At 61.1% G+C, this 15,500-nt stretch carries 15 protein-coding genes; 9 read left to right on the plus strand and 6 right to left on the minus strand.

Going from position 1 to position 15,500, the window contains the following annotated elements:
* Nucleotides 1-146: 146 nt before the first annotated feature.
* The 3 genes from HFO99_RS07420 to HFO99_RS07430 form a co-directional block, all read right to left on the minus strand.
* Nucleotides 147-1,655: an alpha-N-arabinofuranosidase gene (locus tag HFO99_RS07420; protein WP_222333668.1), complete on the minus strand. Its 1,509-nt coding sequence runs from the start codon at nucleotides 1,653-1,655 to the stop codon at nucleotides 147-149.
* A gap of 212 nt (nucleotides 1,656-1,867) precedes the next feature.
* Entirely contained in the window at nucleotides 1,868-2,794 is a 927-nt protein-coding gene (locus HFO99_RS07425) for an ArsR/SmtB family transcription factor (protein WP_222295285.1), read from the minus strand.
* A gap of 468 nt (nucleotides 2,795-3,262) precedes the next feature.
* Nucleotides 3,263-4,021, minus strand: a complete 759-nt coding sequence (locus HFO99_RS07430) for an IclR family transcriptional regulator C-terminal domain-containing protein (protein WP_222333667.1) — start codon at nucleotides 4,019-4,021, stop codon at nucleotides 3,263-3,265.
* Nucleotides 4,022-4,180: 159 nt separating this feature from the next.
* On the opposite strand from HFO99_RS07430, the gene HFO99_RS07435 reads away from it, so the two are divergent.
* From HFO99_RS07435 to ligD, 9 genes are all read left to right on the plus strand, one after another.
* Nucleotides 4,181-4,888 (plus strand): 3-oxoacid CoA-transferase subunit A, encoded by a 708-nt coding sequence (locus tag HFO99_RS07435; RefSeq protein ID WP_222333666.1) that lies wholly within the window; start codon nucleotides 4,181-4,183, stop codon nucleotides 4,886-4,888.
* A complete protein-coding gene (locus HFO99_RS07440) occupies nucleotides 4,885-5,604 on the plus strand; it encodes a CoA transferase subunit B (RefSeq protein ID WP_222360281.1) in 720 nt (239 codons plus the stop codon). Before HFO99_RS07435 ends, HFO99_RS07440 begins: the two co-directional genes overlap by 4 nt.
* A gap of 9 nt (nucleotides 5,605-5,613) precedes the next feature.
* A complete protein-coding gene (pcaF, locus tag HFO99_RS07445) occupies nucleotides 5,614-6,819 on the plus strand; it encodes a 3-oxoadipyl-CoA thiolase (protein ID WP_222360283.1) in 1,206 nt (401 codons plus the stop codon).
* Between the two features lie 76 nt (nucleotides 6,820-6,895).
* The gene (locus HFO99_RS07450) at nucleotides 6,896-7,378 is read left to right on the plus strand and encodes a GNAT family N-acetyltransferase (protein ID WP_222360285.1); all 483 of its coding nucleotides are present in this window, start codon (nucleotides 6,896-6,898) and stop codon (nucleotides 7,376-7,378) included.
* A 141-nt stretch (nucleotides 7,379-7,519) separates the two neighbouring features.
* Complete coding sequence (locus HFO99_RS07455) at nucleotides 7,520-8,734, plus strand: MFS transporter (protein ID WP_222299646.1); 1,215 nt, start codon at nucleotides 7,520-7,522, stop codon at nucleotides 8,732-8,734.
* 179 nt (nucleotides 8,735-8,913) lie between these two features.
* Nucleotides 8,914-9,708, plus strand: coding sequence for an SDR family NAD(P)-dependent oxidoreductase (locus HFO99_RS07460; protein ID WP_222360287.1), 795 nt, complete (start codon nucleotides 8,914-8,916; stop codon nucleotides 9,706-9,708).
* A 103-nt stretch (nucleotides 9,709-9,811) separates the two neighbouring features.
* Nucleotides 9,812-11,968, plus strand: coding sequence for a glycogen debranching protein GlgX (gene glgX / locus HFO99_RS07465; RefSeq protein ID WP_222299642.1), 2,157 nt, complete (start codon nucleotides 9,812-9,814; stop codon nucleotides 11,966-11,968).
* Nucleotides 11,969-11,983: 15 nt separating this feature from the next.
* Nucleotides 11,984-12,991, plus strand: coding sequence for a DNA topoisomerase IB (locus tag HFO99_RS07470; RefSeq protein ID WP_222278757.1), 1,008 nt, complete (start codon nucleotides 11,984-11,986; stop codon nucleotides 12,989-12,991).
* Complete coding sequence (ligD, locus tag HFO99_RS07475; RefSeq protein ID WP_222360289.1) at nucleotides 12,988-13,866, plus strand: non-homologous end-joining DNA ligase; 879 nt, start codon at nucleotides 12,988-12,990, stop codon at nucleotides 13,864-13,866. Before HFO99_RS07470 ends, ligD begins: the two co-directional genes overlap by 4 nt.
* Nucleotides 13,867-13,963: 97 nt before the next feature.
* On the opposite strand, the gene HFO99_RS07480 is transcribed toward ligD, so the two are convergent.
* From HFO99_RS07480 to HFO99_RS07490, 3 genes are read right to left on the minus strand one after another with little or no spacing between them, the layout of a single operon-like run.
* A complete protein-coding gene (locus tag HFO99_RS07480; RefSeq protein ID WP_222360291.1) occupies nucleotides 13,964-14,689 on the minus strand; it encodes a glutathione S-transferase family protein in 726 nt (241 codons plus the stop codon).
* 6 nt (nucleotides 14,690-14,695) lie between these two features.
* Entirely contained in the window at nucleotides 14,696-14,986 is a 291-nt protein-coding gene (locus HFO99_RS07485) for a DUF3175 domain-containing protein (RefSeq protein WP_222360292.1), read from the minus strand.
* A 52-nt stretch (nucleotides 14,987-15,038) separates the two neighbouring features.
* Nucleotides 15,039-15,353 (minus strand): hypothetical protein, encoded by a 315-nt coding sequence (locus tag HFO99_RS07490; protein WP_011655053.1) that lies wholly within the window; start codon nucleotides 15,351-15,353, stop codon nucleotides 15,039-15,041.
* Nucleotides 15,354-15,500: the final 147 nt, after the last annotated feature.

The raw sequence follows: 15,500 nt of genomic DNA on the forward strand, positions 1-15,500 counted from the left end.
CGCGGTTGTCGGTTCGCAGAAGCCTCAGGACTTGAACAATCAGGTCCAGGACCTCGGTGAACCATCCCTCCGGCTCCCTGCCTCCTCGCGGCGAGCCGAATATCTTCAGCCGGGGCGTGCCCCAATGGGCTACCCGGCGGTAGCTATCACACCGACAGCCGAATGACGTTGTAGGAGAACGGTTTCAGCGCCGCCCGCAGCCTTCCATCCTCGATCTTTCCACTTTCGACATTGACGGGGGCGACCGTCTTCGGCCGCGCTGCCGTGTTGACGGCTTCCAGGTCGCCGTGGGTCATCTCCACCTGCTCGACCACCCGGGCATTTCCGAAACCTTCCAACCGCACATCGAGATCGAGCGCCGTGCTCGGATGGCGGTTGACGGCAAAGAAGGTCAGGGTCTTGCCGTCCTCGGAATGGACTGCCGATACGTCGAGATAGGGGACGTCGTTCTCCTCGTCGCTGTCATAGGTCGGGCCATCGACGACCAGCTGCAGTGCCGTTCCACGGCCATATCTGGAGGCGTAATAGAACGGGTAATAAATAGTCTGGCGCCATGCCGCACCGCCGTCCTCGGTCATGATCGGGGCGATGACGTTGACGAGCTGCGCGATGCAGGCGATGCGCACCCGGTCGGAGCGACGGATGAAGGTGTTCAATATGCCGCCGACCTGCAGCACGTCCTCGAAATTATAGATGTCTTCCAAGAGATGCGGCGCATCCGGCCATTCGTCGCGCGCCAGGATCTCCTTGTCCTGCTGGTTGGAATGATACCAGACATTCCATTCGTCGAAGGAAATGCCGATCGTCTTATTCGAGCGTTTTTTCGCCTTGATGTAGTCGATCACGCCGCCGATCGTGGTGATATAGCGGTCGAGCTTCGTCGCGCGTGCGAGATAGTTGAGGGTATTTTTCTCGCGGTTGGCAAAATACATATGCAGCGAGATATGGTCGGCGCTGTCGTAGCACTGCTCGAGGACTTGCGCTTCCCACTCGGGATAGGTCTTCATGTCGGAATTGGACGAGCCGCAGACCACGAGTTCGAGCGATTTGTCGAAGCCGCGCATGGCCTTCGCCGTCTCATCCGCCAGCCGGCCATATTCATAGGCCGACTTGTGGCCGACTTGCCAGGGACCATCCATCTCATTGCCGAGGCACCACAATTTGACGTCGTGCGGATTGGACCAGCCGTGCTTGCGGCGCAGATCCGACCAGTAGGTGCCGCCGGGATGGTTGCAATATTCCAGGAAATTGCGGGCGGCATCCAGGCCGCGTGATCCGAGATTGACGGCAAGCATCGGCTTGGTATTCGCCTTCTTGCACCAGTCGACGAATTCATTGACGCCGATCTGATTGGCTTCGCGGGTGCGCCAGGCAAGGTCGAGGCGAACCGGACGCTCGGCACGCGGGCCGACGCCGTCTTCCCAATTATAGGCCGAGACGAAATTGCCGCCGGGGTAGCGGCAGTATGGCGTGTCGAGCTCACGCACCAGATCAAGGACATCCTGGCGGAATCCGTCCTCATCGGCCGTCGGGTGACCGGGCTCATAAATGCCCCCGTAGATCGCCCTGCCGAGGTGCTCGAGAAATGAGCTGTAGAGCCTGGAGTCAATGGTCGCGATGCGGAAATCGCGGTGGACAACGACGTTCGTCTTCAACGGATCCTCCCGTTTATATATCAGATTTCTTGTTTTCTTGCCCCTAACTTGATATCAGGAATGTTGTTCTGTCAACCGCGTTGCGTTTTTAATCATACTAATGCGGTTTTCTGGAGAAAATTATTTTATTCCAGTATGTTGTCCTATTTTATCGCTCATCGGAACTGGAAAGAAGCGTGATATTTAAATCAAGATTTCCGATTTTGATTTTTTCAGACGTGCAGTCGCATGATGATATCGCGTCCGTGATTTCCGAAGCCGCGGCCGAAAATATTCACGCCGCCGGTATGGCCGGCATTCTCGGCGATGCCGACCCGGAGCCGGATGGAGGAATGCTGCGCAAGCGCGAGATCGCTGAGCGTGACATTCGATGCGGCGATACCATCGATGAAGGTTCCGCGCGTGGAGATCCGCCAAGTCTTCATCATACCATATTGCGAGCCTTCGAGCTTCCACCATGCCGGCGTGAAGGCGCCCCGCTTGTCGCCGTAGTCGCCGGGCGACGTCCAGGTGCCGATCGCCATGCCGTTGACCCAGAGCGTTATGTCCGAGGGCCAGTCCGGATTGGTGCCCGGCACCTCAGACGACAGCTCCATGGAAAACTCTATGGCGCGGATATCCTTGTTCAACACCTTGGCGTTATTGGGGAATTTATATTCCACATATCCCCTGCCGAACCAGACGAGTCCGGCCTGCATGCGCTGCGGATCGAGAAAATAGTCGGGAACATCGAGGGGGCCGATGACGCTCTCGGTGGAGCAAAGACCGCATGGCGCATGGACGTCACAGCTGGTGTAGAGCCCGACCGGCATCTCGACTTCGATGATATTGTTGGCCCTTTGCGCGGCACTTTCCTCAAAGCTGATCAGAATTTCGCTGTAGATCGCAGAGCAGATCTTCTGGTTTCCCTTGCGCGCCTTCGTCAATTGGGAATCGACAAGCCGGGCGTCTTCCAAAATCTGGATCCCGGTGGCGACAGTCGATTGAGGAAGAGAAAGAGCACGCGCGATGTCGTTGATATTCATCGGCCCCCTGGCGCAGAGCAGCTTCAGCATCTCAAGCCGCGCCGGCGCCGAAAGCGCGCGTATCGCATCATTATTCTCGCCGGCGGCAATCGTCAAAAACGAGCGTTCCATCATTCCCCCACTATTTCCGATGAAATGATGTATATCGGAAATTGTGATACATCAAGTGGGAAAGCTTCAACGGGTTGCTACGATAGCGGCCTGGTTTCAAGCCGCCATGAATGAACGTTGAAGCCCTTCCGGCTTTCGATACGACGTTGGGTCCGGGAACGTTACGCATCAAAGTCCGGCGCGTCCCGGATCGGCTGGCGGGGCGGAATTTCGGGTTCAATTCCCCGACCAATCTGAAGCGGGCGCGAATGGCCTCGGCGAGATTCCTGATCGTCATGCTGCGAGATGCGTTTCCGCCCTCAGACTGGCAGAGTGGTCCGCCGGCCCGGGTCAATGCCCGATGAGATTGCATATGGCATCGGTCAAGGTTTTCGGGACCGCTGCGGCCTTTGGGATCACGTCGCGCCGCCGAAGGCCGATCAGTGGGTCGAGCGGCCCCAGCCCTAGCTCGGGCCGCTCTGTCGCCAGTCGTCACCGCCGCAGCAGCGGCCGCAACGCGGCCTGTGTTTCCTTCAGCAGCGGCAGATAGCGTTCCTTCATCTCGGCCGCCGGGACGAGGGCGGCCGGCGCGCCGATATTGATCGCCGCGGCCGTTTCGCCGCGGTCGTTGTCGATGGGCACGGCAATGGAGCAGAGGCCGATCTCCAGCTCCTGATCGATGATGGCGTAACCCTCGGCGCGGACCCGACGGAATTCGGCGATCAGCTCGTCCGGATCCGTCCTGGTATTCGCAGTATTTTGCTTCAGCTCGCTGCGGGCGAGGATGGCGCGTGCCTCGCTTTCGCTAAGGGCTGCGAGCAGCACGCGGCCCATCGAGGCGCAGTATGCGGGCAGGCGGCTGCCGGGGGTCAAGTTGATCGACATGACGCGGCGCTGCGAAGCGCGGGCGATATAGACGATGTCGGTGCCATCGAGCACCGAGGCCGAGGCGCTCTGGCCGGCCTTTTCCGAGAGAAGATCGAGATGCGGCTGCAGCATCGCCGGCAGCGGCGTCGCTGCGAGATAGGCATGGCCAAGGCGCAGGATCTTCGGCGTCAGCGTGAAGAACTTGCCGTCGTAATCGGCATAACCGAGTTCGGCGAGCGTCAGCAGCGAGCGTCGCACGGTGGCGCGGTCAAGCTCCGTCAATTTCGACGCCTCGGCGATGGAAAGCCGCTGCCGCGTTTCACCGAAAGCTTCGATGACCTTCAGGCCGCGGGCAAAGCCGCTGACGAAATCCGTTTCGCGCATGGGTCCAGTCTCCAATGGGTTCATTTCATTTTGTGCGATATATGAACAAATGTCAAATATCGCACAAATGCATTGCCGGCTGGCTTGCCGCGCTTTATGTCTACGCCAGAGTACGGGATGGAGAGTTCCCGACCGCATCTAGCCAAGGAGAGATCCCGCATGGACAAGACAGTCGGGAGCACGGCGGAAGCCGTCTCTGAGATCGGTGATGGCGCGACCGTGATGATCGGTGGTTTTGGTGGCTCGGGCGCCCCGATCGAGCTCATTCATGCCTTGATCGACAAGGGCTCGAAGAACCTCACCGTGATCAACAACAATGCCGGCAACGGGCGCATCGGCATTGCAGCGATGATCGATGCCGGCATGGTCAGAAAGATGATCTGCTCATTCCCGCGTTCGTCGGATCCGCGCGCCTTCACGGATAAATATCTGGCCGGCGAAATTGAGCTCGAACTGGTGCCGCAGGGAACGCTTGCCGAGCGCATCCGCGCCGGCGGAGCCGGCATCCCGGCTTTCTATACGCCGACCGCCTACGGCACCGAACTGGCCAACGGCAAGGTCATCGCCGAATTCGACGGCCGCCACTATGTGCAGGAGCGCTGGCTGAAGGCCGACTTCGCGATCGTCAAGGCTGCGATCGGCGATATCCAGGGCAACCTCACCTACAATAAGGCCGGCCGCAACTTCAATCCGCTGATGTGCATGGCGGCGGCGAAGACCATCGTTCAGGTCTCATCCATCGTGCCTGCCGGCGGCATCGATCCCGAACATGTGGTGACACCGGGCATTTTCGTCGACCGCGTCGTCACTGTTCCCAGTCCCCAGCAGGAAGAAGAGCTCATTCGAGCCGGAGTGGCCTACGTATGACCATCGATCACAGCTTCATCAACACCCGCCCCATCAACACCCGGGAAGACATCAAGCTTTCCAATGCGCAGATCGCTTGGCGCGCCGCGCAGGACATTGCCGACGGCGCCTATGTGAACCTCGGCATCGGCTTTCCGGAAATGGTCGCCCGTTATCAGCCGCCCGGTCGTCAGGCAATCTTCCACACCGAAAACGGCATCCTGAATTTCGGCGAGCCGCCGGCGGCAGGCGAAGAGGACTGGGATCTGATCAACGCGGGCAAGAAGGCGGTGACGCTGAAGCCGGGTGCTGCCTTCTTCCATCACGCCGATAGCTTCGCCATGGTGCGCGGCGGCCATCTCGACGTCGCCATCCTCGGCGCCTATCAGGTTGCCCAGAGCGGCGACCTTGCGAACTGGCGGGTGGGCAGCAAAGGCGTGCCGGCCGTCGGCGGCGCCATGGACCTGGTGCACGGCGCCAAGCAGGTCTGCGTCATCACCGAGCACGTCACCAAGACAGGCGAGCCGAAGCTGGTCGAGACATGCACCTTCCCGCTGACCGGCGTTGCCTGCATCACCCGCGTATATACCAGCCATGCCGTCATCGACATCGTCAAGGGACGCTTCGTCCTGCGCGAGAAGCTCGCCGCGATGTCGCAGGAGGAATTGCAGGCGATGACCGGCGCGCCGCTGCACGTCGAGGCGCCGGTTACCGACCTCGTCGTCCCGAAACTCTGAGGAAAAGCCATGACCGAAGCCTTTATCTGCGACTACATCAGAACGCCGATCGGCCGCTTCGCCGGCTCGCTATCCCAGGTGCGCGCCGACGACCTCGGCGCAATCCCGCTGAAGGCGCTGATGCAACGAAATGCCGCCGTCGATTGGGAAGCCGTCGACGATGTGATCTTCGCCTGCGCCAATCAGGCGGGCGAGGACAACCGCAATGTTGCGCGCATGTCGGCCCTGCTGGCCGGCCTGCCGATCGCCGTACCCGGCACGACGATCAACCGGCTCTGCGGCTCCGGCATGGATGCGGTGATCACGGCGGCGCGCGCCATCCGCTCCGGCGAGGCCGAGCTCATGGTCGCGGGCGGGGTTGAGAGCATGTCACGCGCGCCCTTCGTCATGCCGAAGGCAGAGACGGCCTTTTCACGGGCGGCCGAAATCCATGACACGACGATCGGCTGGCGCTTTGTCAACCCATTGATGAAGAAGCAGTACGGCGTCGATTCCATGCCGGAGACTGGTGAGAATGTCGCCGAAGACTATCATGTCAGTCGCGAAGACCAGGATGCGTTTGCGGTGCGAAGCCAGGCGAAGGCGGCCGCCGCCCAGGCGAACGGACGGCTGGCGAAGGAGATAACCCCGGTGACCATCCCGCAGCGCAAGGGTGATGCTGTTATCCTCGACAAGGACGAGCATCCGCGCGCAACGACGATCGAAACGCTGGCGAAACTCGCGACACCTTTCAAAAAGGAAGGCGGCACCGTGACCGCTGGCAATGCCTCCGGCGTCAATGACGGAGCGGCGGCGCTGATCGTCGCTTCCGAAGCGGCAGCGCGAAAATACGGCCTGACGCCGATCGCCCGCATTCTCGGCGGCGCGGCTGCCGCGGTTCCGCCAAGGGTGATGGGCGTCGGGCCGATCCCGGCCTCACGCAAGCTGATGGCACGGCTCGGCATGACCGCCGAGCAGTTCGACGTGATCGAACTCAACGAGGCCTTTGCCAGCCAGGGGCTGGCGGTGCTGCGCGCGCTGGGGATCGCCGACGACGATGCGCGGGTGAACCGCAATGGCGGCGCGATCGCGCTCGGCCATCCGCTTGGCATGTCGGGCGCACGCATCACCGGCACGGCAGCACTCGAGCTTCTTGAGACCGGCGGACAATATTCGCTGTCGACCATGTGCATCGGCGTCGGGCAGGGGATCGCGATCGCGCTTGAAAGGGTTTGAGGTCGCGACGCTTCCAGCTTTTGCCGGAGGCTGCCGAGCCGTTGCGCGGGGCGCCCGGTTTCGTTAGAGATCGGGCATGCTAATCCGACCGGCAGACAAGAACGATCGAAGCGCCATCTGGAGGATCATCGGCCCGACGATCCGCGCCGGGGAGACCTATGCGCTCGATCGCGATCTCTCGGAAACCGATGCGCTGGCCTACTGGATGGGACCGGACCGCGAGACCTTTGTCGCCGAAGAGGATAGCGTGATCCTTGGCACATATTACATCAAGGCCAATCAGGCAGGCGGCGGCCGGCATGTCTGCAATTGCGGCTACATGACTGATGCTGCTGTAAGCGGCCGCGGCGTCGCGCGGCTGATGCATGAGCATTCCCTCGAGCATGCCCGCTTGCGGGGCTTTCGGGCGATGCAGTTCAATTTCGTCGTCAGCAGCAATGAACGCGCGGTTGGGCTGTGGCAATCTCTCGGCTTCGATATCGTCGGCCGGCTTCCTGATGTCTTCCTTCATCCCACTCAAGGCTATGTCGACGCATTGGTGATGTTCCGCACGCTTTAGCGGCCGCATCGCGCGGCGAAAAAAGATGGGAATGCGCTGTCGAAATCGCGGCGGTTCAAACGTCTTAAGATAGCAGGCGCGGATTGCGGCGGTGAGCCGCGTGCCTCGCGATCACTCTGTCGGCATGGAGGTTATGAAGCCATGAGTGTTTCTTATCGTTGGGTCATCGTCGCCGTCGGCGCTCTGATGTCATGCGTGGCAATCGGCGCGATGTTCTCGCTGGCGATTTTTCAGGAGCCGATCGCATCCGCGACCGGCTGGTCGCATGTCGGTATCGCCAGCGCGATGACGCTGAATTTCATCGTCATGGGCTTCGGCGGTTTCTTCTGGGGGGCGGCAAGCGACCGGTTCGGCCCGCGCGCGGTTGTGCTGATAGGCTCCGTGCTGCTTGGCCTGGCGCTGGTGCTGGCAAGCCGCGCCGAGACACTCCTGCAATTCCAACTGACGTACGGTGTCCTGGTCGGACTGGCCGCCAGCGCCTTCTTCGCGCCGATGATCGCGGCGACGACCGCCTGGTTCGACGAGCACCGCGGCCTTGCCGTGTCGCTGGTCTCCGCCGGCATGGGGGTCGCGCCGATGACGATCTCGCCCTTCGCGCGGTGGCTGATCTCGGCCTATGACTGGCGGCCGGCCATGTTGATCATCGGCATTGCTGCCTGGGTGCTGCTGGTGCCAGCCGCCCTGCTGGTCAGGCGTCCGCCTGCCGGGACCGCAGATGCCGACACCGGATTTGCTGCGGAAGGCGCCAGGCCGCAGCTGTCGAAAGTCTTCCGGTCGCCGCAATTCATCGTGCTCGGCCTTACCTTCTTTGCCTGCTGTGCGGCCCATTCAGGCCCGATCTTCCACATGGTAAACTATGCGACGATCTGCGGCATCGCACCGATGGCGGCGGTCAGCATCTACAGCGTCGAGGGGCTGGCGGGGCTCGGCGGCCGGTTGCTCTATGGCAGCCTCGCCGACAGGATCGGCGTAAAGCCGGTGCTGGTTGCCGGCCTGCTGGTGCAGGCGGCAGCCCTCGCGACCTATCTCTTCGTCAGCCAGCTCGGCGAATTCTACGCGCTCGCAATCGTCTTCGGCAGCGCCTATGGGGGCGTGATGCCGCTTTATGCGCTGCTGGCGCGGGAATATTTCGGCCAACGCATCATCGGTACGGTCCTGGGCGCGGCAACGATGCTATCCAGCCTCGGCATGGCCTTCGGCCCTCTGATCGGCGGCTGGATCTTCGACACATTCGCCAATTATTCCTGGCTGTTCATCGGCTCCGCAATGGTCGGGCTGGGGGCTGCGGCAATAGCGCTGGCATTTCCGCCTCTCGCCCGCCAAAAGCCGCAGCCGGCCTTTGGCGTGGCTCCGTAACGAGACCCTTTTCGGTTCTTGCAGGCAAACTCAGGCGGCCATCGGTGACGATGGCCGCTTGCATGAGCGACGCAAATCTCCCGCTTTCGTGCATTGCCCTTCGTCGATTTCCCCTGATAAGACTTCTCCTATTCGTTTCATCACCTATGTCCTTGGTTTTTCGGGAGGCAATCGTCGCCATGGTCGAACTTGCGCAATCGCTCGCATCCATCAAGCTGCCGGACCTGTCCGGCAAGGCCGTGCTGATCACCGGCGCCTCGACCGGGATCGGCGCGGCACTCTCCCGCGCCTTTGCGGCTCAAGGGTCCAAGGTCGGCGTGCATTACAATGCCAGCCGCGAACCGGCGGAGAAGCTTGCAGAGGAAATCCGGGCTGCCGGCGGCACCGTGCATCTGATCCAGGGCGACGTGTCGAGGGAAGGGGAGACCGAGCGTGTCGTCGACGAGACGGCAAAGACCTTCGGTCATCTCGACGGCCTCATCAACAATGCCGGCGGCATGCTCGGGCGCAAGCCGACCTCGGAATATACCGATGCGCATTATGCCGCGGTCATGGACCTCAACGCCCGCTCGGTGCTGGCGGCAACACGTGCGGCGCATCCCTGGCTGAAGAAGCAGGGCGGCTTCATCATCAACACAACCTCGATCGCCGCGCGCAACGGCGGCGGCAATGGTGCGATCCTTTATGCGGCGTCCAAGGGATTCGTCTCGACGATCACCCGCGGTCACGCCAAGGAATTCGTCGCCGACAGGATCCGCGTCAACGCGGTGGCGCCGGGTGTCATCGCGACACCCTTCCACGAGCGTTATACCAATGACGAGCAGATGGAGCTGCAGCGCAAGTCGATCCCGATGGGTTTTGTCGGCACGTCGGAGGATTGCGTCGGCGCCTATCTCTTCCTCGCCTCGCCGACGTTGTCGGGTTACATCACCGGCCAGATCATTGAGGTCAATGGCGGCCAGCTGATGCCGTAACCGCTTCGATCGGCGAGCAAGATCCTTCGCTTTCCCTTTTAAAAAGGGAACTTTCGAACCGCCATGACGTTTCCCGCTTGGTCTTTTCAGCGAGCGGGGCACCATGAGCTTTTCATTTTCGGAACTCGACTTCCTCAAGCCGGAGCTGGGAGCGGAGTATACGGGTTCTGGCACCCATTTCGCGGTATTCTCCGCCCATGCGGAACAAATGGAGCTCTGCCTCTTCTCGCCTGACGGAAAGAACGAGATCGCCCGGCTGCCGTTGCCGAAGCGCGAAGGCGACATCTGGTCGGGCTATATCGCCGGCGTCGGGCCGGGCACTGTCTACGGTTATCGCGCCCACGGCCCCTATGACCCGCAAGCCGGCCATCGCTTCAATCCGAACAAGCTCCTGCTCGACCCCTATGCCAAACAGGTGACGGGCGAGCTTAAATGGGATGACGCGCTCTTCGGTTATCAGATCGGCGAGGACGACCTTTCTTTCGACGAGCGTGACAGCGCGCCATTCATGGTCAAGGGCGTGGTGCAGGATCCGGACTTCGATTGGGCGGGTGAAGAGGCGATCCGCCGCCCCTGGCCCGACACCATCATCTATGAGGCGCATGTGCGCGGCCTGACGATGACCCATCCGAAGGTGCCAGACCGGCTACGCGGTACCTTTCTCGGCATGTGCAGCGATCCGATCATCGACCATCTCGTCAAGCTCGGCATCTCGGCGATCGAGCTGCTGCCGATCCAGTATTTCCTCGACGATCGTTATCTCCTGGAGAACAACCTACGCAATTATTGGGGCTATCAGACACTCGGCTTCTTCGCGCCGCAATCTCGTTACATGTCCGGCGACAAGATCACCGAAATCAAGACCATGGTGAAGAAGTTCCATGCCGCCGGCATCGAAGTCATCATGGACGTGGTCTATAACCACACCGCCGAAGGCAGCGAGAAAGGACCGACGCTGTCCTTCCGCGGGCTCGACAATGCGAGCTATTACATTCTCTCCCCCGACGATCCGCGCCACACCTTTGATACCACGGGGACCGGAAACACGCTGAATGCCGCCAATCCAATGGTGATGCGCATGGTGCTCGACAGCCTGCGCTACTGGGTCGGCGTCATGCATATCGACGGCTTCCGTTTCGACCTTGCCAGCACGCTCGGCCGCCAGGATATGGAATTCGATCGGCAGGGCCTGTTCTTCGGCGCCATTCGCCAGGATCCGATCCTTGCCGGTGTCAAGCTGATCGCCGAGCCCTGGGATGTAGGCGATGGCGGTTATCAGGTTGGCGGCTTTCCACATCCCTTCCGTGAGTGGAACGACAAGTTTCGTGACGACGTGCGTCGCTTTTGGAAGGGCGATGGCGGCATGGTCTCGGAGATCTCGCAACGCATCACCGGCTCGGCGGTACAGTTCAACCACTCGGACCGCGGCGCGACGTCATCGATCAATCTCCTGTCGGCCCATGACGGCTTCACGTTGATGGACACGGTTTCCTTCGACGACAAGCACAATGACGCGAACGGCGAGGATAACAGGGACGGACATTCGGACAATCATTCGGACAACATGGGTGCCGAAGGCGTGACGGATAACGAGGACATCAACAGCCTTCGGGCGCGCCGGCGCCGCAACATGATGGCGACGCTGATGCTCTCCCAGGGCGTTCCAATGATCCTTGCCGGCGATGAGGTGGGCAACAGCCAGGGCGGCAACAACAACGCCTATTGCCAGGACAACGAGATCGGCTGGACGGATTGGTCGGGGCTCGACGACCCCTTCCTCGATTTCTGCCGGCAGGCCGTCGCCTTCCGCAAGGCCCATCCCGTACTGCGGCAGGAGCGGTTCCTGACCGGCGAAACCGGCGAGGACGGCCGCATCGAGATCGCTTGGTACAGACCGGACGGCGGCTTCATGGATGACGGTGCCTGGAACGATGATGAACTGCGGGTGCTCGGCGTCTATCTTTCGAAGAGCGCGAATGCGCCCGAGACCGAGACCATGGATGACCTCTTCCTCATCTTCAATGCCGGCGGCGACTGCGAATTCCACGTGCCGGAGGTAAACGGACTGGCGAAATGGTCGCGGATTGCCGACACCGGGGCGGAGAGGGATGCCTTTAAGGTTCGCGATCAGGATAATCCGGTCATGGTCTATGCCCAGAGCGTTGCCGTCTTTGCGCCGGAGGGGCAGACCGAGCCGCTGAAGGACATGACCAAGGCCGGGCGCCGGTGGTGGTTTCAGTTCGGGCGCAGGAGCAAGTAACGGGTCGCAGAGAACATGAATGCCGAAGCCATCACCGACCTTGGTCTCGTCTATGTCAGCGATACTGAACCAGGCATCCGCAGGCGAAGGAAGGGTAAGGGCTTCAGCTATGTGATGCCCGACGGCACGACGCTTGCCGACGAATTGCAGCGGGCGCGCATCCGCGCGCTCGGTCTGCCGCCAGCCTACGAGAATGTCTGGATATGCCTCTACGACAACGGCCATCTGCAGGCGACAGGTTTCGATGCACGTGGGCGCAAGCAATACCGCTACCACAAGGATTGGCAATCCTTCCGAAGTGCGGGAAAATTCCATCAGCTGATTGAGTTCGGCCGGGCGCTGCCTCGGATCCGCCGGACCGTGCTGCGCCATCTCGACACCGGTGCGGAGGATGTGAACGGCGTGCTTGCGGCTTTGACGACGCTGCTCGACGAGGCGCACTTACGCGTCGGCAACCAGGCCTATGTCAGGGAGAACGGCACCTATGGCGCAACGACGCTGCTGAAGCGCCACCTGAAGATCGTTGACGGTCAGATAGAGCTGAAATTTCGCGCCAAGGGTGGCAAGCGCGTCCAGCGCAGCCTCAAGCATCCCAGGCTGCAGAAGATCCTGGAGGAGATAGCCGACCTGCCAGGCCGCCAGCTCTTTGTCTGGAAGGACGAAAGCGGGGCGCTGAAACCGATCGATTCCGGGCGGTTGAACGCCTATCTGGCCGAAATATCGGGCATTCCGATTTCGGCGAAAACCTTCCGGACCTGGGCCGGATCGCTGGCGGCCTTCGGTGTGGCGCGTGAGACGATCCTCAGTGGCGGCCGACCGACGGTAAAGCAGATGTCGGAGGCCGCGGCCGAGGCGCTGCACAACACACCGGCGATCTCGCGCTCGAGCTATATCCATCCCGCGATCATCGCGCTCGCCGGCAACGATCACCCGCTGATCGAGAGCGGCAATGAGCCGCTGCGGGGCTTGCGGGCCGAGGAAAACAGGCTACTTGATTTCCTGACACGCGAGATCGAAGAATGAGCCTGGCCAATCCGCCGAAATCAGACGTATCACTGACCCACCCCGACCGGCTTTACTGGCCGGACGAGGGCGTGACCAAGCAGGCGCTGGTGGACTACTATGCGGCGGTGTGGCCATTCATGGCGCCTTATGTCGTCAACCGGCCGTTGGCGTTGCTGCGTCTACCGGACGGGATAAAGGGCCAACAACGGTTTTTCCAGAAACATGCCTGGAAGGGCATGAATCCGCATATCGAGGAGATCGCCGACCCGCAGGATGCGGACGGCGAAAAGCTGCTGCGCATCGTCGATTTCGATGGGCTCGTGGCGCTGGTGCAGTCTGCCGTGCTCGAAATTCATCCCTGGGGCACGACGATCGACAATTGGGAAAGGCCTGACATGATCACCATGGACCTCGATCCCGGCGAGGACGTGGCTTGGAGCGCGGTGATTTCGGCAGCGCTTGAATTGAAGACGCGGCTGGAAGCCCGCGGCCTGGCTGCCTTCGTCAAGACGTCGGGCGGCAAGGGACTGCATGTGGTGACGCCGCTTGCGCCGAAGGCCGGCTGGGCGGAAGTCAAGGATTTCGCCCATTCGCTGGCCGAAAGCATGTCGGCCGACGCGCCGGACACATATCTGGCAACGGCGACAAAGGCAAAACGCGGTGGACATATCTACATCGATTATCTGCGCAACGGCCGCGGCAACACGGCGGTCGCGGCCTATTCGACGCGGGCGCGATCGGGTGCGCCAGTTTCGACGCCGCTGGATTGGTCAGAATTGAACGAGGTGAGCGGTCCCGCCGCTTTCACGCTCGGCAACGTGCCGCGGCGATTGGAGACCCGGCCGAAGGACCCATGGGGAAATTTCTTCGATGCGGCCGTGCCGCTGGAATGAACGGCTCTATCCTTTGCTTTTATGCAATTCCCGGCAAAACCGCTTCGCGCTTTGCCTGGGAAAACCGCTTCGCACTTCTTCTGGAATTGCTCTTCACTCATCCCGCACTGTCGAGTTCGGGATAGTGCCTGAAAATCCCTTCCTCATTGAAGGCGAGGCGGCGGCGGGAGGCGAGATAACGGGCAATGTTTGGACGCTTAGCCACCGCATCATGCAGAGCCAGCAGGGCAGGATATTCCGCCTTGCATTTCGTCATGGCTTTCGGAAAGGCGTAGGTCATGCCCTCGATCACCTGGAAGAGCGAGAGGTCGACATAGGTGAGCGCATCGCCGACCAGATGGTTGGGGCCTTTCGGATTCTGCCGCAGCACACGCTCGAAATAGCGGAGGAATTTCGGAATGCGGTCGCGGATGAAGGCGGCTGAGCGGGCTTTTGCCTCTGGCTTCTGGTCCTCGTAATAGAGCGACATGTCGATCGGGTGATGCGTATCGTGCACTTCGGCGACGAAATCGGTGACGGTCAGCTGCAGGCCGTTGACGACATGGCGAAGGCCTTCATCCTCGGGCGCAAGGCCGAGCTTCGGACCGAGATAAAGCAGGATGTTGGCGACATGTGGGATAATGAGGTCACCGTCCTTCAGGAAGGGCGGGGCAAAAGGAATGTGCGGTTCGCTTTCGCTCTCCATGATGTCGAACATGGCGCCGGTGCCGCGCCCGGGCTGGCGGGTGATGTCGATATAGTCAGCGCCGGCTTCTTCCAGCGCCAATCGCACGAATTCGCCGCGGCCTTGAATGCCGTCCCAATAGTAAAGTTCGTATGCCATGGCTGCTCAATCCTTCGGTTGGCGACCGAAGTCTTTTCGCAATTCGTCCTTGGCTTTTTCAAGAGTGCCGCGCCGCTTTTTCGTCAGCTGGTCGCCGGCGCGGTTGATGTAGAAGGTCAGCATCGACATGGCGGCGCGAAAGGGGCTCGACTTGCGGCGATCGCTCTCCTCGGCGGAGTGCTTGACGGAGCGGGCAATCTTCTTCGGGTCGTCCGATTTGAACACGCCTTGCTTCAGGTCCATCGCATCGCTGTGTTCGGTGACGTCCTGCGACCATTTCTTCTTCGATTTGGGCATGTCGAAAATCCTTTCGCCGGATGCGGCCGGCGGCAAGCCACCGCCTGTCCAGTTAATGATGGCTGTGGTGTTCGTTGCGCTTGCGCGTCGCAGCGGCCTTCTTCGCGGATGCGGAACGTTCCTCCTTCGAGCGTGCGGCGGAGGCCGCGCCGCCGATGCGGCCGCCCTTTTCAGAAGATTCATGCGTATCCTTCTTGCCGCGGCCGGAACCGGATTTGTTGCCGCCTCCGCTTTCCTTGTTGACGGTCGCCCAGGCACGCCTTTCGGCTTCCTTCTCGGAGACGCCGCGATCCTCGTAGCCCTCCTCGATATGCTCGGCCTTGCGTTTCTGCTTGTCGGTATAGTCAGATTTGTCACCTCTCGGCATTTTTGCCTCCTCTGGCTTTAAAAGGGAGTGAACCGATACGGAGGCCAAAAGTTCCGGTCATACGATCATGGTCTGCAGGCCCAGGATTCGGAACAAAAGCCGGTTTTATCAGGTATCCGATGGGAAAAGCCTGCATGAGCCCGCACA

The organism is Rhizobium leguminosarum, assembly GCF_019798305.1.
Lineage (GTDB): Bacteria > Pseudomonadota > Alphaproteobacteria > Rhizobiales > Rhizobiaceae > Rhizobium > Rhizobium leguminosarum_U.

Excerpts from the sequence above, each read along its gene's own strand:
- HFO99_RS07425 (WP_222295285.1), bottom strand. The coding sequence starts at position 2,794 with ATGATGGAACGCTCGTTTTTGACGATTGCCGCCGGCGAGAATAATGAT.
- HFO99_RS07430 (WP_222333667.1), bottom strand. The coding sequence starts at position 4,021 with ATGCGCGAAACGGATTTCGTCAGCGGCTTTGCCCGCGGCCTGAAGGTC.
- HFO99_RS07435 (WP_222333666.1), top strand. The coding sequence starts at position 4,181 with ATGGACAAGACAGTCGGGAGCACGGCGGAAGCCGTCTCTGAGATCGGT.
- HFO99_RS07440 (WP_222360281.1), top strand. The coding sequence starts at position 4,885 with ATGACCATCGATCACAGCTTCATCAACACCCGCCCCATCAACACCCGG.
- pcaF (WP_222360283.1), top strand. The coding sequence starts at position 5,614 with ATGACCGAAGCCTTTATCTGCGACTACATCAGAACGCCGATCGGCCGC.
- HFO99_RS07450 (WP_222360285.1), top strand. The coding sequence starts at position 6,896 with ATGCTAATCCGACCGGCAGACAAGAACGATCGAAGCGCCATCTGGAGG.
- HFO99_RS07455 (WP_222299646.1), top strand. The coding sequence starts at position 7,520 with ATGAGTGTTTCTTATCGTTGGGTCATCGTCGCCGTCGGCGCTCTGATG.
- HFO99_RS07460 (WP_222360287.1), top strand. The coding sequence starts at position 8,914 with ATGGTCGAACTTGCGCAATCGCTCGCATCCATCAAGCTGCCGGACCTG.
- glgX (WP_222299642.1), top strand. The coding sequence starts at position 9,812 with ATGAGCTTTTCATTTTCGGAACTCGACTTCCTCAAGCCGGAGCTGGGA.
- HFO99_RS07470 (WP_222278757.1), top strand. The coding sequence starts at position 11,984 with ATGAATGCCGAAGCCATCACCGACCTTGGTCTCGTCTATGTCAGCGAT.
- ligD (WP_222360289.1), top strand. The coding sequence starts at position 12,988 with ATGAGCCTGGCCAATCCGCCGAAATCAGACGTATCACTGACCCACCCC.
- HFO99_RS07480 (WP_222360291.1), bottom strand. The coding sequence starts at position 14,689 with ATGGCATACGAACTTTACTATTGGGACGGCATTCAAGGCCGCGGCGAA.
- HFO99_RS07485 (WP_222360292.1), bottom strand. The coding sequence starts at position 14,986 with ATGCCCAAATCGAAGAAGAAATGGTCGCAGGACGTCACCGAACACAGC.
- HFO99_RS07490 (WP_011655053.1), bottom strand. The coding sequence starts at position 15,353 with ATGCCGAGAGGTGACAAATCTGACTATACCGACAAGCAGAAACGCAAG.